This is a genomic window from Marinobacter sp. AC-23, from assembly GCF_001858325.1.
GTDB lineage: Bacteria > Pseudomonadota > Gammaproteobacteria > Pseudomonadales > Oleiphilaceae > Marinobacter.
Genome location: NZ_MBPP01000022.1, coordinates 1 through 24,091, shown reverse-complemented (window position 1 = coordinate 24,091; position 24,091 = coordinate 1). Strand labels below are relative to the sequence as shown.

Sequence of the window (24,091 nt, the reverse complement as noted above, 5' to 3'; positions counted from 1 at the left end):
CCACGGGTAAGGCGCTGACCATCGAGGATGAATCAGGCCGGCTTTTCCTGCGCATTGCGGAAAATACCGAGGGAGACTTGGCACGGCGGCATTTCACCGTACCAACACCCTCATGGCGCCCGGCGCGATTCCGGCAGATGCTTCCGGCGATCCACGCTGGACGGTCGTTGAAGCCACGCCTAACTGGGGTTGGTTCGACCTGCGGCTGCGTACCGATGCGATCGATCTGCCCCATGAGGTCGTTGAATCAGGTGAGCGTGCATTCGTCGGCCAATGGTCGGTGCCAGTGCGGCTGGGCGACACTGAAAGCGTAATATCCGGTCGCTTCGAGTATGTACCCACTGCCGTCGGTATCGTTCAGGCACAAGTAGTGGATGTGGGTGCGTTGAAAGGTCAGGCGCTGGTTCGTGCCATGCCCGGCAGTGCCCGCCCGGGGCTTTTCCTGTCTTACCGCGGCGATTCACCGTTAACGTTGATGGGCGAGCAAGGCGAGCCGTTCCTGCGTTTCTCGCCACAAGGCGTTGAAGCCAACCGTCACAGCCCAACCTGGGGCATGGTCGCCCCTGCTGGCGCCCCGTCGTTCGTCGCGAACAAGGCGGATGCGGAAGTACGCTGGGCGCAGGTTTCAGGCGGCAGTAGCTATGGCTGGATCGAACCTCGTGCGGCCTATGCCGATACGGTTGAAGACCCAACCCGATCTGGCGTGGTTAAGCGCTGGAAGATACCCATAAGCATCGGCGATAAACGCAGCCTTATTGAGGGTGTAACCGAATGGTTCCCGGTTGAGCCGCTTGCCAGTATGTGATCACAGAGCTGGGAGTGGCGCAAAGCTGCTCACCAGCGCCCCTGCAACGTAGCCACAATTCGTCGGCCATCGGCCCGATCTCGGTGTTCACAAAGATAAATACCCTGCCAGGTTCCCAGGGCCAAACGGCCATGATGCACAGGCAGAGTGAGTGATGGGCCAATGAGAACGTTCTTGATATGGGCCGGCATGTCGTCCGGCCCCTCCATCACGTGCTCATAGTGCGGTGCCCTCTCTGGCACCATCACGTTAAAGTGGCGTTCAAGGTCGCCGCGCACATCCGGATCCGCATTTTCGTTCACGGCCAGCGAAGCCGAAGTATGCTGGATGAATAGGTGTAAAAGCCCTACTTCGCAGTTGGTCAGGTCTGGCGATTGGGCGAGGATTTCATTGGATACCAAATGAAATCCCCGTGGCAGCGGCGCCAACTCAACAAATGTCTGATCCCAGATCATCACGGCTCCTGAAGGTTATTTCTGAAGGTCATCCCAAGGGTGCACGGGCACAGAAGCTTCGGTCGTTTCCGCATCAAAGGTGCTGCGGAAGTAATCCATGGCCTTTTCCGCTTCGTTCAATTCATCAAATCGTGCGATGTGATAAATCGCCTCCCCTTCATTTACCAAGGCAGGTTGTTCACACAAATTACGATGCCAGAACAGGGTGAGGTAATGGCCGTTTCGGACGCCCCAAACGGGTCAGCCACCATGGCCAGTTTTTGACCTTTGCGTACTTTTTGGCCGAGTTTGGCCACGGGCCGCATAATGCCATCTATATCCGCCCTCACCCACTGGGAGTTGGCGGCGATTTCCGAGCGTTTTTTCAGGCTTTTCCTGCCTTTCAATGGCGGCAACATTTCCAACTCGCGCATCACGCGCATCACGCCTTTTACGCCACTGCCGATAACCACATCGTCAAAGCGCAGGGCTTCGCCACCTTCGTAGGTAATAACGGGAATATCCAGGGAGTCTGCATAGGCGCGCAGGCTGCCATCGCGCAGGCCTGCGTTAATAATGACCGGCGCCCCAAAGGCTTCAGCCATTCGCGTGGTTTCCGGGTTCTTCAGCTCCGCACGAATTTGCGGCAGGTTGAAGCGGTTAATCGCGCCTGTGTGCAAATCAATGATATGGCTTACGTGCTCCATAATCTGGGTGCGCAATAGGTAAGCTATTCGCCCGCCCAGGGAGCCAGATTCGGTACCGGGAAAACAACGGTTCAAGTCGCGCCTGTCTGGCAAATAACGGCTGCGCTGCAAAAAACCGAAGATGTTTACAATGGGCACGGCCACCAATGTGCCACGCACATGGCGAAGCGCAGAGTTGGTCAGCACCCGGCGCACAATTTCTACGCCACAGATTTCATCACCGTGTATCGCGCCACAAACCATCAACACCGGACCATCTCGGCGCCCGTGCACAATTTCTACCGGTATGGTCAGGGGCGTATGGGTATACAGCTTCGCTACGGTAATTTCTATGGTTTGCCGGGTGCCCGGCTGAACCTGAACTCCGGCCATTTCAAAGGGCGCTCGCGCCATCGATTAACCTCTGCCTTTGGTTTTTGTGCGCCAAGGCGCCTGATTTTTTTCAATCCAGTTCACGATCATGCCCGCTACGTTTTTACCGGTAGCGTTTTCTATGCCTTCCAGGCCGGGCGAGGAATTCACTTCCATTACCAGTGGGCCACGGCTTGACCGCAACAAATCCACACCAGCCACGTTCAGGCCCATGGCTTTTGCGGCTGTAATGGCCGTTTTGCGCTCTTCCGGCGTAATACGAACCAAGGACGCGCTGCCCCCACGGTGCAAATTAGAGCGGAACTCACCCTCGGCGCCCTGGCGCTTCATAGCGGCGATTACTTTATCGCCAATCACGAAGCAGCGAATATCAGCACCGCCGGCTTCCTTGATGAATTCCTGCACAAGAATGTCGGCCTTGAGGCCCATGAAAGCTTCAATCACGCTTTCTGCCGCTGTGCGGGTTTCCGCCAGCACAACGCCAATGCCCTGGGTGCCCTGCAAAAGCTTTATCACCACGGGTGCACCGCCCACCATTTTCAGCAATTCGGGCACGTTATCCGGCTTGTTGGCAAAGCCAGTTATGGGCATGCCAACACCTTTCCGGGCAAGCAACTGCAGGGAGCGCAGTTTGTCCCGTGAACGGGTGATGGCAACAGACTCGTTCACGGGGAAGGTTCCCATCATTTCAAACTGGCGCAGAACCGCTGTGCCATAGAAGGTAACGGAAGCCCCGATACGGGGAATAATCACGTCAAAATTTTCCAGCACTTCTTCGTGATAATGAATTTTCGGGTTGGCGGATGTGATGTTCATGGAACAGTGCAGGCAATCAATCACCTTCACTTCATGACCACGGTTAACCCCTTCTTCCACCAGGCGACGGGTTGAGTACAAATGCCGGTTACGGGACAGAACTGCAATTTTCATTTTTCAGGCCTTAAAGCCGGTTCCCCGGCGAGATAGGAAGCTTCAGGATATATCATGGATCGGCCCTCCATCGCGGTGCGCCCAATCAGCATACGAAACCGCATGGTATCCCGATTCGTAAGCGTCATTTCAACGGGCCAGCTATGGCCGCCAATCATCAATGTGGTTTCAATCACCAGTCGCAGCTCTTTGTGGCCGCCAGAATCCGACACTTCACGCTCATCAAGTACCCGGGCATCACACTCCACTGACTGGTGCATTTCATTCTGCACCGGGTGGACCCAAAACCGAACCCGCCGCTCGCCATCCTTGGTATAGGGTTCGGTGCGGAAGGTATGCAGGCAGGAGGTTCGGGCTCCGGTATCTACCTTTGCTTTGATGCGGTTAATATCCAGATCCGGCAGCGCCACCCATTCCCGCCAGCCCAGGCTGACTTTGTTGTCAGCAGGTGTCGGCTCAATAGTTTTGATGGCTTCAACTGTCTTTTTCGACATCCAACAGTTCCTTTTCAGTGGATTTCCCCGGCGCCATTAACTGCACTCGGAAGGGCTCGGAATGACTGCCAGCATAGATACTGGTGTGCGGGAAAGGTATTTCTATGCCCGCCTTGTCCAGAGTTTTCTTTATAGCAACGAGCATACCGCTTTTGCCTTCAAGCACCTTGTCTTTTGGCACCCAAAAAGAAAACTGCAAGTCCACCGAAGAAGGGCCAAATGCTGTTACCAACACAAACGCTTTGGGCTCTTCCAGACAGGCGGGGTTCTTTTCTGCCAGTTCCAGCAGCAGAGTTTCTACTTTCTCCGCATCTTCAGCATAGGCAATCCCCACCTGAAGGTCGATCCTTCGAATAGGAAAACGTGAACGGTTAACAACCGGCGTTTTGATCAGTGTTTCATTGGGAATGCGTACATAAAGGTTGTCTCTGGTGCGCAGTTTTACGCTGAGCATGTCGATCCCCACCACTTCGCCCATGATGGTTTCCACCTCGATGAAGTCTCCGATTTCAAAGGGCTTTTCAACGAGCAGAAACAAGCCGCTGATCATATTCGATGCGGATGTTTGCGACGCAAAACCGATGGCGACGGTAAGAATACCTGCCGCGCCCAAAACCACATCCAGTGAAAACCCGGCTTCTCTGAGTGCTGCCACACCAAACAGTATAAAGATAACGTAAAACACCAGCCGCCGAACCATAACGGTATGGTGCCGAGAGCTGCGCTTGGCCATTACCCGTGAAACACTACGTGCAGCCAGTGACGCGAGAACAATGCCGAGAACCAGCAAAAAACCCGAGCTGATCCACTGCCCCCAGGCTATGTCGGAAAACACACTCATGGCACCCGTTTTCAGCTCTTCAGCCACAATCATTGCTCCGTAAAATATGCATTAGCCAAACACTCGGTCAATAGCTCGCACCAGGCGACCTCTGGAAGCCTTTTCCCGGGCCGGCGCAACTTGCTGGCAAGGGCCGGCGGCCACGAGCAACCCTTCGTCTACATGCAGGCTTGCTGAATTCATATCGGTGGCTACCTCTACAACCACCCCTGGAGTCCACAGCTCCCCGCGGTCATTCTGATGCAAAGACAGTAACGGTGTAGGCAGGCTGAAGCGCTCCAGTAGCAAGGGCTCTGTCCTGCGGTTAATAATCGTGACCGGAGTCACGGCCCGCCAGGCCCGCTTTGGCACTGCCTCAAGCACCAAACGACCAAAGTTGGACGACGAGTAACATAGCTCGCCCTCCATGGTATTTCGCCCCACCCAGGTAAGCGATGGCACCGCCAGAGGAACCTCTGTTAAAAGGGTTTGGCTTTGCCCGACACAGACCTTCATCCAAACAACCGTTCCTACGTATATCGTACACCGAGTGCCGCCAGGGATGGTCAGCGGGTGATAAGGGCGAATCACCGTTGGCAGATTGGCTACTGCCGGTATGAAGGTTACCGTGGATGCGTCCCCTTCCCGAACAAATCGCTGCAAGGACACGCTGGTGAGCGGCAGCTGATAGCCTACAGATTCGGTCCAACCCACGGGGTCGGTTTCAGGCGCGCGGGTTTCGGTGCGCACTTGCCACTCTTTATCCAACAGGGTGACCCACAGCCGCACATGCCCAAGCTTATGGTGCTGGGTTTGCCCAGAGGCAAGCTCGTACGGCTGAGCCCAGACACCGTCACGCCGGCTTTCAGTTTCGTTGTCCATAAACGCTGCAAATCCCTTACGTATACGGGTGATAAAGTTGTGCTAACTATAATCCAATCGGCAACCCCGGGCGAATATCTAACTACGTGATTTTATTGCCACAGTGCGATGTAATTACCCCTACATTCAACGCCGGAACACGATACGGAATTACCCATGACACAACTGGTATGGTTCAGAAACGACCTGCGAATCGCCGACAACCCGGCCCTTACCGCCGCCTGTAAAGAATCCGGTAAAACGGGAGGTGTTGCGGACGTTCGTGCCTGCTTCATTCTCACACCGGCCCAATGGCAGGAGCACGACTGGTCACCGGCTCGGGTGCAGTTTGTCGTCGCCCATGCAAATGCCCTGGCTGAGGAACTGGCAAAGCTTGGCATACCGCTTTGTTTTATAGAGGCTGAACGCTTCAGCGATAGCCTCGTGGCGCTTGAAACACACTGCCGGAAACACAGCGTTCGACAGCTCCACTTTAATGAAGAGTATGGCATTAACGAACGCAAGCGCGACAAAGCCTTGAAGCACCAGTTTGAGGCATTAGGCATAGCAACCCGCAAGTACCGTGACCAGACCGTGGCGCCGGTAGGCGAAATACTGACTGGCCAAGGCGAGCCCTATTCCGTATTCACACCCTTCTCCCGCCGCTGGCGCAGCTGGATTGACGACAACCAGCCAACGCCCTATCCGGTTCCTGAAGCCCTGGGAAGCGCCATTGTGCCGGCGCGTATAACGCATATTCCTGAAGGCTTTCAAGATGCTCCGCCAGCGTTGGTTGAAACCGGCGAGGATGCAGCGCATTCGCAACTGGAGCGCTTCCTCAGCGAACACGGGGGCGCCTACAAAGAACAAAGAGATTTCCCGGCCCTTGATGGCACCAGCCAGCTTTCCCCTTACCTGGCCAACGGCGTGCTTTCCGGCCGCCAGTGCCTAATCGCTGCGCGGCAGGCGCAGGGCATGGGGGGCAATCAGGAAGGGTTGCTAACCTGGATAAACGAAATCGCCTGGCGGGACTTTTATATTCATACTCTTTACCACTGCCCACGGGTCAGCATGCATCGGGCCTTCAAACCGGAAACCGAAGCACTGCAATGGAACCACCCGGGTGAGCACTTTGAGGCGTGGAAATCAGGCAACACCGGCATCCCCCTGGTTGACGCCGCCATGCGTCAACTCAACCAGACCGGCTGGATGCACAACCGGCTGCGCATGGTTACCGCAATGTTCCTGACCAAAAACCTGTTTATCGACTGGCGGCTGGGCGAGGCTTACTTCATGTCAAAACTGGTGGATGGCTTTCTGGCCTCCAACAACGGCGGCTGGCAATGGAGCGCATCTACCGGCACAGACGCCGCGCCCTACTTTCGCGTGTTCAACCCGGTTACGCAAAGTGAGCGTTTTGATCCGAAGGGAGAGTTTATCCGTGAGTGGGTGCCTGAGCTGGCAAAGCTGGATAACAAGCGCATCCACGATCCATCGAAAGGCGGTGTTACCCCAGGCGGATACCCAAGGCCGATCGTGGATCTGAAGGAAAGCAGGAAGGAGGCGATAGCCAAATTTCAGGCGTTAAAAGGCTAGACCGAGGAACAAACAGGGCAATCGGGATCTTTGCTAAGTTTCATTTCGCGCCACTGCATTTCCCAGGCGTCCAGAATCAGCAAACGGCCTACAAGGGGCCTGCCAACACCAGAAATTACCTTGATGGCTTCCATGGCTTGGGCGGAGCCGATCATGCCGACCAGTGGCGCAATCACGCCTGCCTCGGAACAGGTCAGGTCTTCATTGCCCTGCTCGGGATACAGGCAGTGATAACACGGGGACTCCGGTTGCCTGCTGTCGTATACGCTGAGCTGGCCTTCGCCCCTGATAGCTGCGCCGGAGATCAGCGGAACACCGGCGGCAACGCACGCCCGGTTCAGAGCAAAGCGGGTGCTGAAGTTATCCGAACAGTCCAGCGCCAGGCTGGCACCCGCCACTTCGTGGGCAAAGCCGTCCAGATCAAGGCGACGGCTCACCACCGAAATAGACACCGAGGGATTAATGCTCCGTACCCGGGCGGCCAACCGTTCTGCTTTGGACTCACCAATTTGAGCCGTCTCAAACGCTATCTGGCGCTGCAGGTTTGCCAGTTCGATAACGTCATCGTCTATCAGTGTTAAATGCCCAACGCCTGCAGCACCCAAGTACAGTGCAACCGGGCAACCAAGGCCACCAGAACCAACCACCACTGCGCGGGCAGATTTCAGCGCCTCTTGGCCCGCAATGTCGAAACGTGGCATGAGTATTTGTCGACTAAAACGCAGGAGTTCTTCATCGTTCAGCATCAGCAGCTCCTTGTTGGGCCCACTGCCCTAGCGTCATTCGGTCGTTATCGCCATAGTCCTTCCGGGTTTCCACGCTTGTAAACCCATGCTCAGAAAACACAGCCCGGACCGCCTTGGCTTGATCAAAACCGTGCTCTAAAAGGAGCCAGCCGTCGCTGTTCAGCCAGGCCGGTGCTTCAGCCACAATCTGGCGAATATCATCAAGGCCATCGGCACCGGCTACCAGTGCAGAGGCAGGTTCAAAGCGCACATCACCCTCGCCGAGGTGGTGATCGCCAGAGGCTATATAAGGAGGGTTGGATACAATCAAATCAAAACTGTCCGTGGGTAATCCGGTAAACCAACTGCTCTGAAAAACATTCACCGCCAACTCCAGCTCCCAGGCATTAGCCTTTGCTAGCGTGATTGCGCCTTCTTGCAGATCGCAGGCGGTGACTAACCAGGTCGGCTTTTCGCTAGCCAATGCCAAGGCGATGGCGCCGGTGCCGGTGCCCAAATCGAGAACCCGGGCATTATCTGGCAAAGGCAACTCCAGGGCTTGCTCTACCAAACACTCGGTATCCGGCCTGGGAATCAGAGTGTTGCTGCTCACTTTCAATGGAAGTGACCAAAACTCTTGATGCCCCAAAAGATACGCAATGGGCATTCCCTGCACCCGTTGAGCCACCAGGCCTTCAAATTCCGTTACCTGTGCCGCGTCCAACTCTCGCTCAGGGAAGGCGCGAAAGCTTGATCGGTTCAGACCACTTACATGGGAAAGAAGTAGCTCGGCATCCAGCCTGGGCGTATCACTGGCAATTCGGCGAACCGCATCGTCCAGCAATGCTTCACAACTTGGTAAAGGCTTATTCATCGTCGGAAAGCGAGGCCAAAAGATCCGCTTGGTGCTCTTGCTGAAGAGGAACAACCACGGAACCCAGATCGCCGGCAATCACATCGTCAAGCTTGTAGAGCGTAAGGTTAATCCGGTGATCGGTTACCCGGCCCTGGGGGAAGTTGTAGGTGCGGATACGCTCAGAGCGATCGCCACTACCCACCAGGCTCTTACGGGTTTCTGCCATGGTTTTTTGTTGACGCTCGGTTTCAATATTCTGCAGCCTCGAAGCGAGAAAACTCATGGCCTTGGCTCGGTTCTTATGTTGCGACCGCTCTTCCTGGCACTCCACCACTATGCCGCTTGGCAGGTGAGTGATCCGAATGGCAGAATCGGTTTTGTTAACGTGCTGGCCACCGGCGCCGGAGGAGCGAAAGGTATCCACGCGCAAGTCTGCCTTGTTGATTTCAACGGCCTCGGCCTCATCTGCCTCTGGCATAACCGCCACAGTGCAAGCTGAGGTGTGGATACGCCCCTGAGATTCCGTTTCAGGAACTCGCTGCACCCGATGTGCGCCGGATTCAAACTTGAGCGCACCGTACACACCACCACCCGCAACCCTCGCAATCACCTCTTTGTAACCGCCGTGCTCACCTTCGTTCTCACTCAGTATTTCTATCTGCCAACGCTGACGCTCAGCGTAACGGCTATACATGCGGAACAGATCGCCTGCAAAAATGGCCGCCTCATCGCCGCCGGTGCCTGCCCGGATTTCCAGGAACACGTTTTTGCCGTCGTTCGGATCTTTCGGCAACATCAAACGCTGCAGCTCTTCATCCAGCTCTTCGGTTTTTTGCTCGGCAATCTCAAGTTCTTCTGCGGCCATCTCGCGCATGTCCGCATCGCCATCTTTCGCCAGTTCTTTTGCCTCACTAACATCGTCCTGCGAGTGCTTCCAAGCCTGAAAGCACTGCACCACAGGCTCAATCTCGGAATACTCCCGGGATAATTCCCGGAATCTGTCCTGTTGGGCAATGGTTGTGGGATCGCTGAGCAAAGCACTCACCTCCTCGTAGCGCTCAACAAGCTGCTCGAGGCGGGACTGTATCGATGATTTCATATTTTTTCCGGGGTGGTCGTCGCGTCTGCGTCCAACATATCAAGCTGATGTAGCTCTCTCAGCCATTCTGTCACCTCGGTGCGCCCTTCGGTGGTGGCCTTGCGAACCTGAATAGAGGGTTCATGCAGGAGTTTGTTTGTAAGGCCCCGCGCAAGGCTGCGCAAAGCGGTTTCGGGGTCGCCTCCGTTGCGCAAAGCGCGCAGGGCTTTTTCCGTTTCTATGTCTCGCAGTACTTCCGCGCGCTGTCGGAACTGCTTCAGCGTGGAAACCGCATCCAGTGCACGCAGCTGGCTAAGAAATTCCTGCACGCCATCTGCTATCAGGTTCTCAGCCTCCCGGGCAGCACCTTCCCGAGTGCGAACGTTTTCCTCAATAACCTGGCGAAGATCATCCACGGTATAAAGATAAACATCTGCCAAAGACGCAACCTCGGGCTCTATATCTCGGGGTACAGCAATATCTACCATGAAAAACGGCCGGTGCTTACGTTTCTTCAGGGATCTCTCCACCGCGCCCTTACCAAGAATTGGCAGCGGGCTGGCAGTGGACGAAATAATAATATCCACCTCTGCCAGGTAGCCTGGAATTTCAGAAAGCAGAATACCTCGGCCACCTCTGGATTCTGCCAGCGCCTGGGCGCGCTCCAGCGTGCGATTGGCAACAATAAAGTTCTTCACACCGGCATCGGAAAGGTGGCGGGCAACCAATTCGATGGTTTTGCCGGCGCCAATCAGCAACGCTGTGTTGTGGGACATGTCAGCAAAGATGCGGTGGGCCATGCTTACGGCCGCATAGGCGACAGAAACAGGATTTTCACCGATGGCGGTCTGCGTGCGAACGCGCTTGGCAATGGAGAACGTATGCTCAAACATGCGGGAGAGGAACGAGCCGCTTCCACCGTGCTCACGAGCCAGAGCGTAGGCATCTTTCAACTGGCCGAGAATTTGAGGTTCGCCCAGCACCATAGAGTCTAACCCGGCTGCAACACGCATCATGTGCCGCACGGCATCTGCATCACGGTGTATATAAAGCACTTCTTCAAGCTCGGCGGCTTCCAAGCCATGGAACCCCGCCAGCCAGCGCAGAACCAGTGGCGCACAGTCATCATCGCCTGCCAGATATAGCTCAGTGCGGTTACAGGTAGAAAGAATGGCAGCCTCACTGGCGCCAGACGCCGCCCGCAACTCTGCAAATGCCTCTGACATACGCTCAGGCGTAAACGCGACTCGCTCCCTTAGCTCAACAGGGGCGGTGCGGTGATTAATTCCCAGCGTTAGCAGTGCCATTTATTGGTTCTACAATCCTCTACCGATGAACTGTGTGCGCAAGCACCATTATTATAGCCATTTTAGCGCCCAGAGCCTTCAGCTGCCACCCAAAACCACTTGCGCTTCGGGAAGTGCGGACAGGTTGGGCAAGAACAGGAGCTTATGCCATTATAGGGAATCGGCGCACGCCGGAGCCCGACTCAGCTCAAAAAAAGAGGGGTTCCGGGTTACTCAGGGTGCGTAGCCAATAAATCACGGGAAGTTGCATGTATAAATCCGCACCGCTTTTGGTTAGCTGTCTGTTTGGCCTCTCACTGTCAGGTTGCGCCAGTATAACCGGTTCTGAACACTCGCCTGCTGTCGATGAAACCACCACTGAGTCGCAGCAAGACACCACTCAGGGTAACAGTAAGACGCCCATAGAGTACGCAGACTTTGAGCCGGAAACACTATACCTGCTGCTTTCAGCCGAAATAGCCGCTCAGCGGGGCCGGTACGACGTTACTCTCGTTAACTATCTTAGAGCCGCACAGCAGTCCAAAGATGAAAAAGTCATTGAACGGGCCATGCGTATTGCCCAGTCACTCAATGGCGACAACGCCCAAAAGCAGCTGGCCGAGCTATGGCTGGATATAGACCCAGACAACCTGCAGGCGCTTCGGGTTTCTGCCATTCAGGCCGTTAAACGTAACGAGCTTGAAGCCGCCCTGGGGTACATGGAACAAATCCTGGACCAAGGTGAAGACGCCGACTTCGACAGCCTTGCAGCCATGGCCGGAAACCTGCCACCAGAACAGCAACAGGAACTGCTAGCCCTGTACGAGAAAATGGCAAACCGCCATCCAAACACACCCGAGCTGGAATACAGCATCGCCTTGCTGTTAAAAATCACAGGCGATCCCCAAACAGCCCTTAACCGCCTGGAGCCGCTGCTTGCTGACAAGCCCAATTTTCAGCCAGCCATCATCCTGAAAGGCGACTTGTTGTACCAAACCGGCCGAGAAAACGAAGCCCTCGAGCACCTAATGATTAATACCAGGCGCTTTCCGGCCAACCGCCAAATGGGCACTCTTTATGGTCGCATGCTGATTAGCGAAGGCGAGCTGCAGGCCGCCCAGGATGAATTCGGCCGCCTTGCGAAGCGCTTCCCGGACAATCCGGGCATACGGCTTTCTCATGCACTTGTCGCGCTGGAAAACGGGCAGCCCGAGCTTGCCAAAGAAGAGCTCACCCAACTAACTGAACAGGGCCACCACACCAGTGAAGCCAGTTACTACCTAGGCAGAATTGAAGACGAAGCTGGCAACACAGAGCAGGCTATTGGGTACTATCGAAGCGTGGAACAGGGCCCCTATTACTTCCCTGCCCTGGCCCGCGCCAGTGCATTGATGACCGCAGAGGGCAAACTGGACGAGGCTTTAGAAAATATTCGCTCCATGCGCAGCGACAATCCCAAACAAGCCGAAAAGTTCTGGCTGCTTGAGGTTAATCTTTTGCTCGATCAAAGCCTGCAGCAAGAAGCTCTTGAAGCGGCCTCTAGCGCACTTGAAGAGTACCCCGAAAACTTACAGATTCGCTATGCCAGGGCCATGCTCTTCGACGCCCTGGAGCAGCCTGCCAAAGCCGAAACAGACCTCAAGCGGATTGTTGAGAACGATCCCGAAAACGCGGTCGCCCTTAACGCTTTGGGATACATACTCACAACCCAAACAGACCGACTGAAAGAAGCCCGCGGCTACATTGAGCAGGCTCTGGCCCTGGACCCTGAAAACCCGGCCATTCTCGACAGCATGGGCTGGGTACTTCTTCAGGAAGGCCAAATCGAACCCGCCCTGAACTACCTTTCCCGCGCATGGGCGGCTATCCCGACCCGGAAGTGGCTGCCCATTACGGCGAAGCCTTGTGGATGAGTGGCGCCGAGGAGCAAGCCCAGATTATCTGGAAGGAAGGGCTTGAGCAGGATGCGGATCACACCGTGCTGAAGGAGACCATTGACCGGCTGACCAACAATGGTGACCAATGATGCACAGGCTTTTTCGCGCCTGCACCGCTCTGCTACTGATCGCAGGCCTGAGCGCCTGCACAACCATTCAGCTAGAACCATTGCCAGAAGGGTTAACCGACCAACCACCAGCCGACTGGCAGAATCGCTCCGCAGAGCTTAGCCAGTTTGACCACTGGCAGCTGTTGGGAAAACTGGCAGTGCGCCAACCCTCAGACAGCGGCACTGCCATCATCAATCACTGGATACAAGAAGGCGAAGCTTACAACCTAGCCTTATCGTCGTCCTTTCTGGGCATGGGCAGCACAACGTTAAAGGGCATGCCCGGGTTCATCGAATTGAGGCTCTCCAACGGCGAGACCTATCGTTCTGGAGACCCGGAAGCCTGATAAAAGCCGCTACCGGCTGGCAGCTGCCCCTCCAAAGCCTGACATGGTGGATACGCGGCCTACCGGCACCAGATGGCGATTTCCGCCTGCTGTTTGACGACAAGGGTGAGCTGGCAATGATTCGCCAAGCCGGCTGGGAGATCCGTTACGACCGCTGGCATCAGCCACAAGGCGACAAACCCGCCTTGCCTGCGCGGGTCACCGCCCTGAAAGAAAAGAAGCGGGTACGCGTTGTGGTCAGCAGCTGGCAAGAGCTGAATCCGTGACGGCATCGATAACCCTGCCGTCACCCGCCAAACTGAACCTTTTTCTGCACATCGTTGGCCGGCGACCAGATGGCTACCACGAGCTCCAGACGCTGTTTCAGTTTCTTGATTACGGCGACGACATCACGCTCACCCTTTCGCCTGGGCAACCTGGTGTGAGGCTAGAGAACCCCATCGCTGGCGTTCCAGACGAAGACAACCTGATCCTCAGGGCCGCCCACGCCCTTGCAAGAAAAGCATCAGGCGAGCTCCCCGGCGTGAACATCAGCATTGAGAAGCGCCTGCCCATGGGGGGCGGGCTCGGCGGCGGAAGCTCCAACGCGGCCACCACTTTGCTTGGGCTGAACCACCTATGGAAGCTTGGGCTTGGGCTTGATGAACTGGCTGAAATAGGCCTGACACTGGGTGCCGATGTACCGGTTTTTGTACACGGACACGCCGCTTTTGGTGAAGGTGTGGGAGAAAAACTAACTCCGGCACTGCCTCCGGAAGACTGGTTTTTGGTTCTAAAACCCCGCTGCGACATCCACACAGGAAAGATATTTTCAGCACAAGGCTTGACAAGAGACACCCCTAGAATCAGAATAGCGCCCGCTTTTGAGGGAGACGCCTCGAGGTACCGAAACGACTGTGAAGATGTGGTAAGAAGACTATATCCTGAGGTCAATCAGGGCATGGAATGGCTCACACAATTCGGACCTGCAAGATTAACCGGAACCGGGGCTTGCATATTTGGACGTTTCCCTACAGAATCCGCAACCCGGATCATCTGGGAAAGCAAACCTTCCGGCATCACGGGGTTCGTAGCTAAAGGGGTGAACATATCACCTCTTCACCAAAAGCTAACAGAGCTAAAATGATGCCAAAGAAGCACGATTTTGGGGTGTCGCCAAGTGGTAAGGCAACGGGTTTTGATCCCGTCATGCGCAGGTTCGAGTCCTGCCACCCCAGCCATTTTTCTCCCGATTCTTCTGACTCAACCGCCGAAAACGAGAAGGATGCCATCGTGTCAAAACTGATGATTTTCTCAGGCAACGCCAATCCAGAGCTTGCCCATGCCATTGCCCGAAAACTCCATATACCCATGGGAGAGGCCACTGTAGGCAGTTTCAGTGATGGCGAAACCACCGTAGAAATCAATGAAAATGTACGTGGCCACGATGTCTTTATCATCCAGCCCACGTGCCACCCCACGAATGACAACCTGATGGAACTGATCGTGATGGCCGACGCCCTGCGCCGTGCCTCTGCATCACGCATCACAGCAGTCATTCCGTATTATGGCTACGCTCGTCAGGATCGCCGTGTGCGCTCCAGCCGGGTTGCCATCAGTGCAAAAGTCGTTGCCGATATGATCTCAAGCATTGGCGTTGACCGCGTACTGACCGTAGACCTTCACGCTGATCAGATTCAGGGCTTTTTCGACGTACCAGTAGACAACATCTACGCCACGCCGGTCTTGCTTGAGGACATCGACAAACAGCGGTTCGAGAATTTTGTGGTGGTGTCACCAGACGTAGGTGGCGTTGTGCGAGCCCGCGCTGTTGCCAAGCGCCTGGACGACGCAGATCTTGCCATCATCGATAAGCGTCGACCGAAAGCTAACGTTTCCCAAGTTATGCACATTATTGGTGACGTTAAGGACAAGACCTGCATTCTGGTCGACGACATTGTGGATACTGCAGGTACCCTGTGCAAAGCGGCCGACGCACTCAAAGAGCGCGGGGCTTCTCGCGTAGTGGCTTACATTACCCACGCGGTTCTCTCCGGCCCGGCGATTGAAAACATCAACGCCTCAACACTGGACGAACTGGTTGTGTGCGATACGATTCCGCTGGGTGACAAAGCGAAGAACTGTGCTAAAATCCGCCCCCTTAGTATGGCCGGACTGCTCGCAGAATCTATTCGCCGGGTTAGCAACGAAGAATCCATTAGCGCCCTGTTTGAAAATGCCTAAGTAGGCATTTAGCCGTAATTCGCGGGAAAACAGCACGTTATTGGCAGCCATTAAGAAGTTACCGAGTCGGGAGCCTAAACAGGCTCCCGACTCTTTTAGTCAGCCGGAATAATCCGGCTTTTCGGAAACATCACCTGTCCCAACGCCTGGTCGCGGGCAGTTCAGGTGACGATTGAGGTACAAACCATGTCTCAGGACTTTGTTATTGAAGCATTTCCTCGTGACGACAAGGGGAGAGGTGCGAGCCGCCGCCTGCGTCGCGAAGAACGTAAAATTCCAGCCATCATTTACGGTGCTGGTAAAGAAGCTACTGCGATTTCCATCTGGCACAACGAGCTGAAAAAAGCTCTGGAAAACGAAGCATTCTTCTCTCACATTCTTACCATTGAACTCAATGGCAAGAAAGAAAGCGTGATCATGAAGGATCTTCAGCGCCACCCGTACAAGCTGCTGCTGACTCACGCAGATTTCCAGCGCGTTGAAAAAGATCAGGAAATCTTTGTTCACGTTCCGCTGCACCTGCTGAACGAAGACACAGCTCCGGCGATCAAGACCTTTGGTGGTGTTGCTTTCCGTTTGATGACCGAGGTTGAGGTAGCTTGCTTGCCGCAGTACCTACCTGAGTTCATCGAAATCGACATGGCTGACATCGAGATGGATCAGATCGTTCACATGAGCGACCTGAAACTTCCGAAAGGCGTTCGTATTCCTGCCCTGCAGCACGACGCAGAACACGACCAAGCCGTTGTGTCTGTCAGTAAGCCGAAAGGCGTCAAAACTGACGAAGCAGAAGACGAAGCTGAAGGCGAAGAAGGCGAAAGCAAGGAGTAATCACTCCGGAGGCGTTGGCAGATGGCACAGGATATTGTCATGGTGGTTGGGCTGGGTAACCCAGGTTCCGACTACGAGAATACCCGCCATAATGCCGGCGCCCTTTTCGTTGAAGCACTGGCCCGCGATGCGGGCCAGTCGCTCCGCCCCGAAAAGAAATACCATGGGCATTACGCCCGCATTCAGTGGCAAGGCATTGAGCTTCACCTGCTGAATCCCGCTACGTTTATGAACCGCAGCGGCCTGTCTGTAAAAGCCCTCGCGGATTTCTTCAAGATCCCCCCTACTCAGATTCTGATCGCTCACGATGAGCTGGACCTTCCCCCAGGTACCGCCAAGCTAAAAAAAGGCGGAGGCCATGGCGGACACAACGGGCTGAGAGACACCATCGCCCATCTGGGTACCAAAGAATTCCAGAGATTGCGCATTGGCATTGGTCACCCCGGCGACAGCCGTAAAGTAACCGGCTACGTGCTTGGCCGTTTGGGCAAGCGTGAAACAGAAGACCTGAGCGCAGTATTCAACGAAATCATGCGGGTACTGCCCGATGCGGCTTCTGGCAACCTCGCCGCAGCCATGAACCGTTTGCACAGTTTCAAGACCGCCACAGACTGAGCCTGCCCATTGCACTTTGGGCTAAACCACCACCCCTGATATCCCTTATTCGTATCCGCCGCCGGACACCGGTATAATCCGGCCAAATTTTACAGCACCAGCAGAGGCACTCCATGGGTTTTAACTGCGGCATCGTCGGCCTTCCCAACGTCGGCAAATCCACCCTGTTCAACGCACTGACCAAAGCAGGCATTGGCGCGGAAAACTTCCCGTTCTGCACCATCGAGCCTAACGCTGGCGTGGTCGCCATGCCCGACCCCCGGCTTGATAAACTGGCCGCTATCGTAAACCCACAACGCACTGTGCCCACGACCATGGAATTTGTGGATATTGCGGGCCTGGTTGAAGGCGCATCCAAAGGTGAAGGCCTGGGCAACCAGTTCCTGGCCAACATTCGCCAAACCGAAGCCATTGCCCACGTGGTTCGCTGCTTTGACGACCCCAATGTTATTCACGTCGCCAACAAAATAGACCCGGCGGCGGATATTGAGATCATCAACACCGAGCTTGCACTGGCAGACATGGATACCGTTGAAAAATCCATCAAGCGTGTGCAGCGAATTGCCAAAGGCGGTGATAAAGAGGCCAAGGCTCAGATCGAAATCTTTGAGCGCCTGCTGCCTGTACTGAACGAAGGCAAGCCAGTACGTAGCATGGGGCTGGATAAAGACGAGCTGCTGCTCATCCGCGAATTGTGCCTGTTAACCATCAAGCCGACGATGTACATCGCCAACGTGAGCGAAGACGGCTTCGAGAACAACCCCTACCTGGACACCGTGCGCGAAATTGCAGCCGAAGAGAACGCCATTGTGGTGCCCATCTGCAACAAAATTGAAGCAGAAATCTCGGAACTGGAAGACGACGAAAAAAGCATGTTCCTTGGAGAAATGGGCATGGAAGAGCCTGGCCTCGACCGGGTTATCCGCGCGGGTTACAGCTTGCTGGGTCTGCAGACCTATTTCACCGCAGGTGTGAAAGAAGTGCGGGCCTGGACTGTAAAAATCGGCGCTACCGCGCCCCAAGCAGCGGCTGTCATCCACACTGACTTTGAACGCGGGTTCATCCGCGCAGAAATCGTCGGCTATGACGACTTTGTGAAATTCAACGGCGAAGCCGGGTCGAAAGAAGCCGGGAAATGGCGCCTGGAAGGTAAGGAGTACATTGTTAAGGATGGCGACGTAATTCACTTCCGCTTTAACGTCTAACCCAACCTGCCCAGGCTACAGGGTTGCCAAGCAGGCGTTTGGCAACCCAGCTCGTCTATTGTTAGCGCCCTGCTCTGGCCCACCTCAAGCCCCTCCAGCAAAATACTCCCGACAGAGACCCGATGAAGTGCCAGCACCTGGTTTTGAAAAAAACCAAACATTCGCTTCACCTGATGATACTTGCCTTCAACCAGTGAAAGCCTGGCCGTGTAATCAGAGAGTATTTCCAGGCATGCAGGCCGAGTTGTAATGTTTTCATAAGCAAAATAAATACCCTCTCGAAACACCACCACATACTCGTCACTTAATGGTTTAGACAGAGTCACCTCATAGGTTTTTGCCAACTTTGTTTCAGGCAGACTTATCTTACGCGACCAAGCTCCATCGTTGGTCAGCAGCAGCAATCCGGTTGTGTTGAAGTCAAGGCGCCCAACAATGTGCAGCTCGCTCTTTTGAGGGTGCTTAATGAGATCTAAAACGGTCGCGTGCTTAGGGTCTTTAGTCGCGCTAACCACCCCTCGGGGCTTATTCAGCATAATATAAACGGGCTTATTATCATTTAAGCACTGACCATCCAACACAACCTGAGTGAACTCCCCCACCTTCTGTTGAATTGAACTCGCCACCCGCCCATCCAGAACAATCCGTTTTTGTGCGATTAAAAGGCGGGTATCTGAAATCGAAAAGTCGCTATTCTGGCTAATAAACCGGTCGAGCCGGTGGGTCTTGGACTTCATGGGGGAAATGCCCTCCCGGTATGGCCAGAGATTTACTTATAGAGTGAACCGATCTTATGTTTTACCCGTGCAGACCACGCCTTCGCGTAGCGTAACCGATTGTGCACCCGACCTTTCCATGGTTTTTACGATTGCAGACTGGATGGCCTCATTCTCTCGTATATCACTCTCAGTGGTGAATTTTTCGGTTTGCGGCTCTGCGCCTTCTTCAGAGACGAACTCAAGGACAACCTCTGTCGCCAGTCCATCGTTCGGTCCAAAGTATGTGATACCAAGTGTTGGATAGCCCTGAAATCCCATCTTCACTTTCTTGGCTATTCTCTTTTTAGATTTTTCTAATTGCATGAGGGCATGTTCCTTAGCTGTGCGATGCTTGAGCGAGCATTGAAAGAAGAATTAGCAAAACGCGAAGCGCAGCGACGACCCGTTAGCGCGTCCAGTAGAGGACATTTTTTGGCCTGAACGATTTTTGATAGCTTTGTTAGGTATGATTTCAAGTATTTCACTGGCTTGCTAGGTTTCTTGTCATCTTCTGAGCAACCTTCGTAAAGGTATCCAGATCCTCTGCCTCAATGCCCTGAGCCATTTGATTTTCCATGTCATCAGATAGAGTCCGTAATCTTTCTTGTAGAGCCCGGCCTGCTGAGGTTAGTTCCAGAAGCTGACTCCGTTTGTCGTCAGGGTTAGGCGTCTTTTGAACAAATCCCTGATCAATAAGCTGATTAACCAAGCGAGTAATCTGCGCTTTGTCACGCTTAAAAAGGCCTGCAATATCAATTGCCGTAGAAGAATTTGATTTACCAATAACCTTTAAGACCCTTACGTGCATCGCTGCAATACCCAACTTTTGGGTTTCCAGTTGACTGTTAAGCTGTTGCTTGATTGCGTGGGCTAAATGAAAAGTCGCCTCAACCGTGATGGCATTGAACATGGTACAAACCTCAAATCGCAGTAGTTGACAGTGTCAACTACATTTGTTATGGTTGCTATTATCAACCAAATGATAAGCGAACTCAAGATTTTGAGGAAAAATACATGTCAGACACCGTCATGAAAGTTGATTCACTGAAACTCCCGTTGTATCAGAAAATTCTAATATGACCATCACCAGCAAATTCCTTCAATGGGTCATACCTAACGGTAATAAAATTCTCAATCAAACAATTACTGGCTTTTATTGCAGCCCTACCTCTTGGGCTATTCATGGCATTAATGATGCCACTAGTGCTGAAACCCCGGCTTGAAAAATTTATGGCTAGCTAAACAAAGAACTGAGAGTAACGAATATGAAAAAGATGAGAATGACACAAGTCGCCTACATTGAAGATATCGGGCCACATATGCGACGTATTGTCTTGCGAGGTGATGATCTAAACGACTTTCCAGCTGGCGAGGAAAGTGCGCACTTTAAGGCTATATTTCCTAGCCCAGGACAAAACAAGCCAAAGCTCGGCATTTATACAGGTTTTAAGCAGTGGATGCGCTCCTATACTGTGCGCGCTTTTAACAACCAAACAAAAGAATTGACGGTAGATTTTGCCGTGAACGACCATGAAGGACTCGCGACAAACTGGGCTAAGAATGCTCAGCTGGGCGACTACTTGGGAGTCGCAGGCCCAGGTGAAGCTAAGTACACAAACTATCATGCCGACTGGCATTTAATTATGGCAGACCTTACGGCATTACCTGCCGCAGCAGCTATTCTAGAAAAATTACCTGCAACGGCTGTTGGCACAGCTTTTCTTCAGGTTCCTACAGTAAAGGATAAACTTATTATTGCAGCGCCCAGCGGCGTAGAGGTGCAATGGCTGATCAATGATAACCTGAACAAAAACGCCTTGCTTGAAGGCCTTGAAAATTTGACGTGGAGAGGTGGCAACCCGGCAATATTTGTAGCTGGGGAAACTGGACAGACGAAAGCGATCAAGAACCAGCTAAAAACAAAGCTAGGTTACATCAGCAAGGAAACTTACATTTCAGGGTATTGGAAGGCTTAAATGTGAAGCATCTCAAGGCACATAACGAGGCTGCAGAAGAACCCTTCTCAGAGTCCGATCCGTAGCCACCTTTTTGTTTTTCGTCACGTGCGATCAACTAACGCAGGTTTGCTCGTTCGCCGATCACAACTGAGCGTTAGCGATATTCAGTTCACAAAGCCCATCAATCAGCCATCTAAGAACTGTTTCTGGCTACCATAGCCCAGCATCATGCCGCTATCTTCCCGTAATTCGCCAGTTTCTCAATGTTGTGCACCAGGCAATATAATTGCCACTGGCCCTGGAAGTGGGCTCCTGGCACGCCATCGCAACAGGAGAGAACTGGAATTCGCTGGCCGGGATGTAGCCACTAACCTGATTTGGGGTTTTTCTACAGCCTCAACGCGGAGCTTTGCGGCTAAAGGAGCGTAGCACCGCGGCAGCCTGCGCGGCATTGCATTTCTCGGGTCAAGACGTCGCAGCAACTACCGAAATTTCTACCAGCAATTCCGGAGACGCCATCTGAGCTTGAACACAGGCCCTTGCTGGAGCTTCGCCTTCAGGCACCCAGTTATCCCACACTTCGTTCAAGGCTTGGAAGTCAGCCATATCAGCTAGGTAGATCGTTGCCGACAGAATTTTGTCGCGGCCGGAACCGATACTCTCCAGCAGCTCGTCCACTTTCTCCAGCATCCCGGTCACCTGGGTATGAATGTCAGCGTTCCTATCCTTCGCGACCTGACCGCAAAGGTAAGCGGTGCCATTATGTTTTACGATCTTGCTCATGCGGTTATTAGGGGAAATACGCTCTATAGTCATTGCTGTCGCCTGATTGAGAAAGGTAATGAATGTACGGCAGCCCAAGGCTGCATAGTGCTGCGCTTGGCTATATGTTGATACTACCGCCATACTTATCCTTCAACCATCCAAATTTTTCGCTAAAGCCGCAGTGGACCTACCCCAGTGTAGTAGCCCTCGCCGTGACTGTGTTAAATGCCAATCCAGCTTAGAGCCATCGTTTGACTTCAGCAATTACCGTTTCCATTCTCCTCTGAAGCGTCCTATGCCGCAGAGCGCAAAGATATAGCGTCTCGCTGACCGGGCTAGCAAGTCGATGAGCTTTAATGCGTGCGGGCTTTTGGAAGGCTTCAACCGCATGTGCCGGCAAGACGGAAAAACCCAAACCCATGCTGACCGGCTCCAGAATCAAACCGATCTGGTTAGAGAATCCCTTTCTGGGAAACAGATGACTGTGCTGAAACTCGGGATAATTGGCACCAAGAAGCAGGTTGGCGTGATGACTTCCGTCGGGATGGTCAATAAAGCCAAGGGTCATCAGATCGTCCCAATCCGGTTCTTCGACTGCAGCCTGTGTCACTAGCAGCAGCGACTCTTGCGCGACAGGGGTGCAACTTACGTCCGCCAGGGTGGATTTCTCCGTCATGAATCCAATATCAACCGTAGATTCAGCGATTGCGTTTTCCACATCGGTATTGGGCGCAAACCGGTAATCGATAATGAGCTTCGGGTGCTTGCTCTGCAACGCCAATAAATGCGGATAAAGCTTAAGCCCGACACTCCCGGGAGACATCATCCGCACAACCCCTTCATAGGGAGGGTCCTCTCCGACGCTCAGCTCCAGATTCGACAACGCAAAGAGAATGCCCTGCGCGTCGGCGTATAGCCTTTCGCCGGTATCCGAGAGCGAGAATTGTTTGCCCTGCCGCACAAGCAACTCCGCGCCAAGTTGCTCCTCCAGCTTGCGCACATGCTGGCTCACCCCCGACTGCGTCATGTGGAGGCGCTCAGCCGTACGAGTGAAATGGCCAACTTCAACTAACGTGCAAAAGCTGCGTAACCAAGTAATATTTATCATTACATCCTGTGATTATATCAACAACAAATGATAATTTTACGTGATTATAGGCGCTATGTAACCTGTCCTCAGTCTTACTAAAGGAGTACAAGCAATGAGCAACGTTTACCCAAGAAATTTTTCACACATCGGCATATCCGTGCCAGACCTTGAGCGCGCCGTTAAGTTCTACACGGAAGTAATGGGTTGGTATTTGATTATGGAACCAACCGAGATCGAAGAGGACGACAGCGCCATCGGGGAGATGTGCACGGATGTATTCGGAGCAGGCTGGGGAAGCTTCCGTATCGCTCATCTATCGACCGGAGATCGAATTGGCGTGGAGCTTTTTCAGTTCAAAAACCAAACCAACCCGAAAGACAATTTCGAGTATTGGAAAACCGGAGTTTTTCACTTCTGCGTGCAGGACCCGAACGTTGAAGAACTTGCAGAACGTATTGTGGCCGCAGGTGGTAAAAAGCGCATGGAGAAACCTCGCTACTATTATCCGAGAGAGAAACCCTATCGCATGATTTATATGGAAGACCCGTTTGGAAATATTGTTGAGGTTTATAGCCACAGCTATGAGCTGATATACAGCGAGGGCGCCTACTGAAGTGGGGGAAGTGCAGAACGAACTGGAGCTAATTGTTAGGCTTTTACGTCCCATTGCTCTCGTCGTAAACGATAAAGTACATGCGGCTGCAACAGACTATCCTCGGGTAAACTGGGATGCTCAAACTCGCCACTGTACTGCATGCCGATGCGCTCCATGACACGACGCGACCGCCGATTGCCAACTGTGGTAAAGGAGACAATCTCAGGTAACTCCAGCCGTTGAAACGCAACATTTAGCGAACCAAATGCAGCCTCTGATGCCCAGAACCCCCAACCGCGCCGCTCAATGAGCGAGCGAATTTTGTCCGCCACTTCATTACTTGCCTGACGACTCAGCGGTTCGGGAAAGAACTCCATAACCTGTGGGTCAGCGTTAAGAGTAGCGAACGGCTCGAAATCGCTTTCGCGCCATTGCCGCAAATGTAGCCGCTCGGTCTCAAATTCTAATAACTCTGCCATGGCAAGGTGTGCCTTACTTTGGTCCTACCCACGAAAAATAGACACTCGGTTATGCGCATTGGACTTACCCCGTCGCCAAATAAAGCCAGCAGCCATTCACCCAGATGTAGGTAATGTCGGTCGTCCACTTCAGGTTTGGAGCCGACGCTGCAAACTGACGCCACAGCAGGTTGTCTGCCACGTTCGTCATCGCCTCAGACGTGCGACTGTATTT

25 protein-coding genes, 1 tRNA gene and 3 pseudogenes are annotated in these 24,091 nt (G+C 53.7%); 12 read left to right on the top strand and 17 right to left on the bottom strand.

Annotated elements, in window-relative coordinates:
• Positions 1-112: 112 nt before the first annotated feature.
• Positions 113-805 (top strand): hypothetical protein, encoded by a 693-nt coding sequence (locus BCA33_RS08245; protein ID WP_071264894.1) that lies wholly within the window; start codon positions 113-115, stop codon positions 803-805.
• A gap of 29 nt (positions 806-834) precedes the next feature.
• On the opposite strand, the gene BCA33_RS08240 is transcribed toward BCA33_RS08245, so the two are convergent.
• The 6 genes and pseudogenes from BCA33_RS08240 to BCA33_RS08215 all read right to left on the bottom strand — a co-directional run bounded on the left by BCA33_RS08240 (position 835) and on the right by BCA33_RS08215 (position 5,444).
• A complete protein-coding gene (locus BCA33_RS08240) occupies positions 835-1,260 on the bottom strand; it encodes a secondary thiamine-phosphate synthase enzyme YjbQ (RefSeq protein WP_071264892.1) in 426 nt (141 codons plus the stop codon).
• A gap of 15 nt (positions 1,261-1,275) precedes the next feature.
• Positions 1,276-2,339: pseudogene (locus BCA33_RS08235) on the bottom strand (succinylglutamate desuccinylase/aspartoacylase family protein).
• Positions 2,340-2,342: 3 nt separating this feature from the next.
• Positions 2,343-3,248: a 30S ribosomal protein S6--L-glutamate ligase gene (rimK, locus tag BCA33_RS08230; protein ID WP_071264891.1), complete on the bottom strand. Its 906-nt coding sequence runs from the start codon at positions 3,246-3,248 to the stop codon at positions 2,343-2,345.
• On the bottom strand, positions 3,245-3,742 hold the full coding sequence (locus tag BCA33_RS08225; RefSeq protein WP_071264890.1) for an ATP-dependent zinc protease: 498 nt from the start codon (positions 3,740-3,742) through the stop codon (positions 3,245-3,247). The genes rimK and BCA33_RS08225 overlap by 4 nt, the downstream gene beginning before the upstream one ends.
• Positions 3,723-4,583, bottom strand: a complete 861-nt coding sequence (locus BCA33_RS08220; RefSeq protein ID WP_071264898.1) for a mechanosensitive ion channel family protein — start codon at positions 4,581-4,583, stop codon at positions 3,723-3,725. The genes BCA33_RS08225 and BCA33_RS08220 overlap by 20 nt, the downstream gene beginning before the upstream one ends.
• Before the next feature lie 51 nt (positions 4,584-4,634).
• Positions 4,635-5,444 (bottom strand): hypothetical protein, encoded by an 810-nt coding sequence (locus BCA33_RS08215; protein WP_071264889.1) that lies wholly within the window; start codon positions 5,442-5,444, stop codon positions 4,635-4,637.
• A gap of 156 nt (positions 5,445-5,600) precedes the next feature.
• Between BCA33_RS08215 and phrB the strand changes: the two genes are divergently transcribed.
• On the top strand, positions 5,601-7,019 hold the full coding sequence (phrB, locus tag BCA33_RS08210) for a deoxyribodipyrimidine photo-lyase (protein WP_071264887.1): 1,419 nt from the start codon (positions 5,601-5,603) through the stop codon (positions 7,017-7,019).
• Here phrB and BCA33_RS08205 read toward each other — a convergent pair.
• Genes BCA33_RS08205 through hemA form a run of 4 tightly spaced genes read right to left on the bottom strand, consistent with a single transcriptional unit; the run spans position 7,016 to position 10,985 of the window.
• Entirely contained in the window at positions 7,016-7,765 is a 750-nt protein-coding gene (locus BCA33_RS08205) for a molybdopterin-synthase adenylyltransferase MoeB (protein WP_071264884.1), read from the bottom strand. The genes phrB and BCA33_RS08205 overlap by 4 nt on opposite strands.
• The gene (gene prmC, locus BCA33_RS08200) at positions 7,752-8,618 is read right to left on the bottom strand and encodes a peptide chain release factor N(5)-glutamine methyltransferase (RefSeq protein WP_071264882.1); all 867 of its coding nucleotides are present in this window, start codon (positions 8,616-8,618) and stop codon (positions 7,752-7,754) included. The genes BCA33_RS08205 and prmC overlap by 14 nt, the downstream gene beginning before the upstream one ends.
• Positions 8,611-9,699, bottom strand: coding sequence for a peptide chain release factor 1 (gene prfA / locus BCA33_RS08195; RefSeq protein ID WP_071264880.1), 1,089 nt, complete (start codon positions 9,697-9,699; stop codon positions 8,611-8,613). Before prfA ends, prmC begins: the two co-directional genes overlap by 8 nt.
• Complete coding sequence (gene hemA, locus BCA33_RS08190) at positions 9,696-10,985, bottom strand: glutamyl-tRNA reductase (protein WP_071264878.1); 1,290 nt, start codon at positions 10,983-10,985, stop codon at positions 9,696-9,698. The genes prfA and hemA overlap by 4 nt, the downstream gene beginning before the upstream one ends.
• A gap of 248 nt (positions 10,986-11,233) precedes the next feature.
• Here hemA and BCA33_RS08185 point away from each other — a divergent pair, with 248 nt between their 5' ends.
• The 8 genes and pseudogenes from BCA33_RS08185 (at position 11,234) to ychF (ending at position 18,232) form a co-directional block, all read left to right on the top strand.
• Complete coding sequence (locus BCA33_RS08185; RefSeq protein WP_254774267.1) at positions 11,234-12,877, top strand: tetratricopeptide repeat protein; 1,644 nt, start codon at positions 11,234-11,236, stop codon at positions 12,875-12,877.
• A 112-nt stretch (positions 12,878-12,989) separates the two neighbouring features.
• Positions 12,990-13,624, top strand: a pseudogene (lolB, locus tag BCA33_RS22700) (lipoprotein insertase outer membrane protein LolB).
• The gene (ispE, locus tag BCA33_RS08175; protein WP_071264876.1) at positions 13,621-14,484 is read left to right on the top strand and encodes a 4-(cytidine 5'-diphospho)-2-C-methyl-D-erythritol kinase; all 864 of its coding nucleotides are present in this window, start codon (positions 13,621-13,623) and stop codon (positions 14,482-14,484) included. The pseudogene lolB and the gene ispE overlap by 4 nt, the downstream one beginning before the upstream one ends.
• A gap of 19 nt (positions 14,485-14,503) precedes the next feature.
• Positions 14,504-14,578: transfer RNA gene (locus BCA33_RS08170), tRNA-Gln, on the top strand.
• A gap of 52 nt (positions 14,579-14,630) precedes the next feature.
• Positions 14,631-15,581, top strand: coding sequence for a ribose-phosphate diphosphokinase (locus BCA33_RS08165; protein WP_071264874.1), 951 nt, complete (start codon positions 14,631-14,633; stop codon positions 15,579-15,581).
• A 186-nt stretch (positions 15,582-15,767) separates the two neighbouring features.
• Positions 15,768-16,412 carry a 50S ribosomal protein L25/general stress protein Ctc gene (locus BCA33_RS08160; RefSeq protein ID WP_071264872.1) on the top strand — a complete coding sequence of 215 codons (645 nt, stop codon included), beginning with the start codon at positions 15,768-15,770 and terminating at the stop codon, positions 16,410-16,412.
• A gap of 21 nt (positions 16,413-16,433) precedes the next feature.
• Entirely contained in the window at positions 16,434-17,027 is a 594-nt protein-coding gene (gene pth, locus BCA33_RS08155; RefSeq protein ID WP_071264869.1) for an aminoacyl-tRNA hydrolase, read from the top strand.
• Positions 17,028-17,140: 113 nt separating this feature from the next.
• Complete coding sequence (gene ychF / locus BCA33_RS08150; protein WP_071264867.1) at positions 17,141-18,232, top strand: redox-regulated ATPase YchF; 1,092 nt, start codon at positions 17,141-17,143, stop codon at positions 18,230-18,232.
• On the opposite strand, the gene BCA33_RS08145 is transcribed toward ychF, so the two are convergent.
• The 3 genes from BCA33_RS08145 to BCA33_RS08135 form a co-directional block, all read right to left on the bottom strand.
• Positions 18,229-18,969 (bottom strand): pseudouridine synthase, encoded by a 741-nt coding sequence (locus tag BCA33_RS08145; protein ID WP_071264865.1) that lies wholly within the window; start codon positions 18,967-18,969, stop codon positions 18,229-18,231. The two genes, ychF and BCA33_RS08145, sit on opposite strands and share 4 nt — an antisense overlap.
• Before the next feature lie 54 nt (positions 18,970-19,023).
• Entirely contained in the window at positions 19,024-19,314 is a 291-nt protein-coding gene (locus BCA33_RS08140; RefSeq protein ID WP_071264863.1) for a hypothetical protein, read from the bottom strand.
• A 157-nt stretch (positions 19,315-19,471) separates the two neighbouring features.
• Positions 19,472-19,900: a MarR family winged helix-turn-helix transcriptional regulator gene (locus BCA33_RS08135; RefSeq protein ID WP_071264861.1), complete on the bottom strand. Its 429-nt coding sequence runs from the start codon at positions 19,898-19,900 to the stop codon at positions 19,472-19,474.
• Positions 19,901-20,255: 355 nt separating this feature from the next.
• On the opposite strand from BCA33_RS08135, the gene BCA33_RS08130 reads away from it, so the two are divergent.
• Positions 20,256-20,966 (top strand): siderophore-interacting protein, encoded by a 711-nt coding sequence (locus BCA33_RS08130; RefSeq protein ID WP_083394677.1) that lies wholly within the window; start codon positions 20,256-20,258, stop codon positions 20,964-20,966.
• A gap of 447 nt (positions 20,967-21,413) precedes the next feature.
• Here BCA33_RS08130 and BCA33_RS08125 read toward each other — a convergent pair whose 3' ends face one another.
• Both BCA33_RS08125 and BCA33_RS08120 read right to left on the bottom strand, forming a co-directional pair.
• Positions 21,414-21,764, bottom strand: coding sequence for a RidA family protein (locus BCA33_RS08125; protein WP_071264896.1), 351 nt, complete (start codon positions 21,762-21,764; stop codon positions 21,414-21,416).
• A gap of 187 nt (positions 21,765-21,951) precedes the next feature.
• Positions 21,952-22,821, bottom strand: a complete 870-nt coding sequence (locus tag BCA33_RS08120; protein ID WP_071264857.1) for a LysR family transcriptional regulator — start codon at positions 22,819-22,821, stop codon at positions 21,952-21,954.
• A gap of 94 nt (positions 22,822-22,915) precedes the next feature.
• Here BCA33_RS08120 and BCA33_RS08115 point away from each other — a divergent pair, with 94 nt between their 5' ends.
• Complete coding sequence (locus tag BCA33_RS08115; RefSeq protein WP_071264854.1) at positions 22,916-23,416, top strand: lactoylglutathione lyase family protein; 501 nt, start codon at positions 22,916-22,918, stop codon at positions 23,414-23,416.
• Between the two features lie 35 nt (positions 23,417-23,451).
• Here BCA33_RS08115 and BCA33_RS08110 read toward each other — a convergent pair whose 3' ends face one another.
• The gene (locus BCA33_RS08110) at positions 23,452-23,877 is read right to left on the bottom strand and encodes a GNAT family N-acetyltransferase (RefSeq protein WP_071264852.1); all 426 of its coding nucleotides are present in this window, start codon (positions 23,875-23,877) and stop codon (positions 23,452-23,454) included.
• 73 nt (positions 23,878-23,950) lie between these two features.
• Positions 23,951-24,091: pseudogene (locus BCA33_RS21560) on the bottom strand (IS3 family transposase); the annotation flags it as partial.

Excerpts from the sequence above, each read along its gene's own strand:
- BCA33_RS08245 (WP_071264894.1), top strand. The coding sequence starts at position 113 with ATGGCGCCCGGCGCGATTCCGGCAGATGCTTCCGGCGATCCACGCTGG.
- BCA33_RS08240 (WP_071264892.1), bottom strand. The coding sequence starts at position 1,260 with ATGATCTGGGATCAGACATTTGTTGAGTTGGCGCCGCTGCCACGGGGA.
- rimK (WP_071264891.1), bottom strand. The coding sequence starts at position 3,248 with ATGAAAATTGCAGTTCTGTCCCGTAACCGGCATTTGTACTCAACCCGT.
- BCA33_RS08225 (WP_071264890.1), bottom strand. The coding sequence starts at position 3,742 with ATGTCGAAAAAGACAGTTGAAGCCATCAAAACTATTGAGCCGACACCT.
- BCA33_RS08220 (WP_071264898.1), bottom strand. The coding sequence starts at position 4,583 with ATGAGTGTGTTTTCCGACATAGCCTGGGGGCAGTGGATCAGCTCGGGT.
- BCA33_RS08215 (WP_071264889.1), bottom strand. The coding sequence starts at position 5,444 with ATGGACAACGAAACTGAAAGCCGGCGTGACGGTGTCTGGGCTCAGCCG.
- phrB (WP_071264887.1), top strand. The coding sequence starts at position 5,601 with ATGACACAACTGGTATGGTTCAGAAACGACCTGCGAATCGCCGACAAC.
- BCA33_RS08205 (WP_071264884.1), bottom strand. The coding sequence starts at position 7,765 with ATGCTGAACGATGAAGAACTCCTGCGTTTTAGTCGACAAATACTCATG.
- prmC (WP_071264882.1), bottom strand. The coding sequence starts at position 8,618 with ATGAATAAGCCTTTACCAAGTTGTGAAGCATTGCTGGACGATGCGGTT.
- prfA (WP_071264880.1), bottom strand. The coding sequence starts at position 9,699 with ATGAAATCATCGATACAGTCCCGCCTCGAGCAGCTTGTTGAGCGCTAC.
- hemA (WP_071264878.1), bottom strand. The coding sequence starts at position 10,985 with ATGGCACTGCTAACGCTGGGAATTAATCACCGCACCGCCCCTGTTGAG.
- BCA33_RS08185 (WP_254774267.1), top strand. The coding sequence starts at position 11,234 with ATGTATAAATCCGCACCGCTTTTGGTTAGCTGTCTGTTTGGCCTCTCA.
- BCA33_RS08160 (WP_071264872.1), top strand. The coding sequence starts at position 15,768 with ATGTCTCAGGACTTTGTTATTGAAGCATTTCCTCGTGACGACAAGGGG.
- pth (WP_071264869.1), top strand. The coding sequence starts at position 16,434 with ATGGCACAGGATATTGTCATGGTGGTTGGGCTGGGTAACCCAGGTTCC.
- ychF (WP_071264867.1), top strand. The coding sequence starts at position 17,141 with ATGGGTTTTAACTGCGGCATCGTCGGCCTTCCCAACGTCGGCAAATCC.
- BCA33_RS08145 (WP_071264865.1), bottom strand. The coding sequence starts at position 18,969 with ATGAAGTCCAAGACCCACCGGCTCGACCGGTTTATTAGCCAGAATAGC.
- BCA33_RS08140 (WP_071264863.1), bottom strand. The coding sequence starts at position 19,314 with ATGCAATTAGAAAAATCTAAAAAGAGAATAGCCAAGAAAGTGAAGATG.
- BCA33_RS08135 (WP_071264861.1), bottom strand. The coding sequence starts at position 19,900 with ATGTTCAATGCCATCACGGTTGAGGCGACTTTTCATTTAGCCCACGCA.
- BCA33_RS08130 (WP_083394677.1), top strand. The coding sequence starts at position 20,256 with ATGAAAAAGATGAGAATGACACAAGTCGCCTACATTGAAGATATCGGG.
- BCA33_RS08125 (WP_071264896.1), bottom strand. The coding sequence starts at position 21,764 with ATGACTATAGAGCGTATTTCCCCTAATAACCGCATGAGCAAGATCGTA.
- BCA33_RS08120 (WP_071264857.1), bottom strand. The coding sequence starts at position 22,821 with ATGATAAATATTACTTGGTTACGCAGCTTTTGCACGTTAGTTGAAGTT.
- BCA33_RS08115 (WP_071264854.1), top strand. The coding sequence starts at position 22,916 with ATGAGCAACGTTTACCCAAGAAATTTTTCACACATCGGCATATCCGTG.
- BCA33_RS08110 (WP_071264852.1), bottom strand. The coding sequence starts at position 23,877 with ATGGCAGAGTTATTAGAATTTGAGACCGAGCGGCTACATTTGCGGCAA.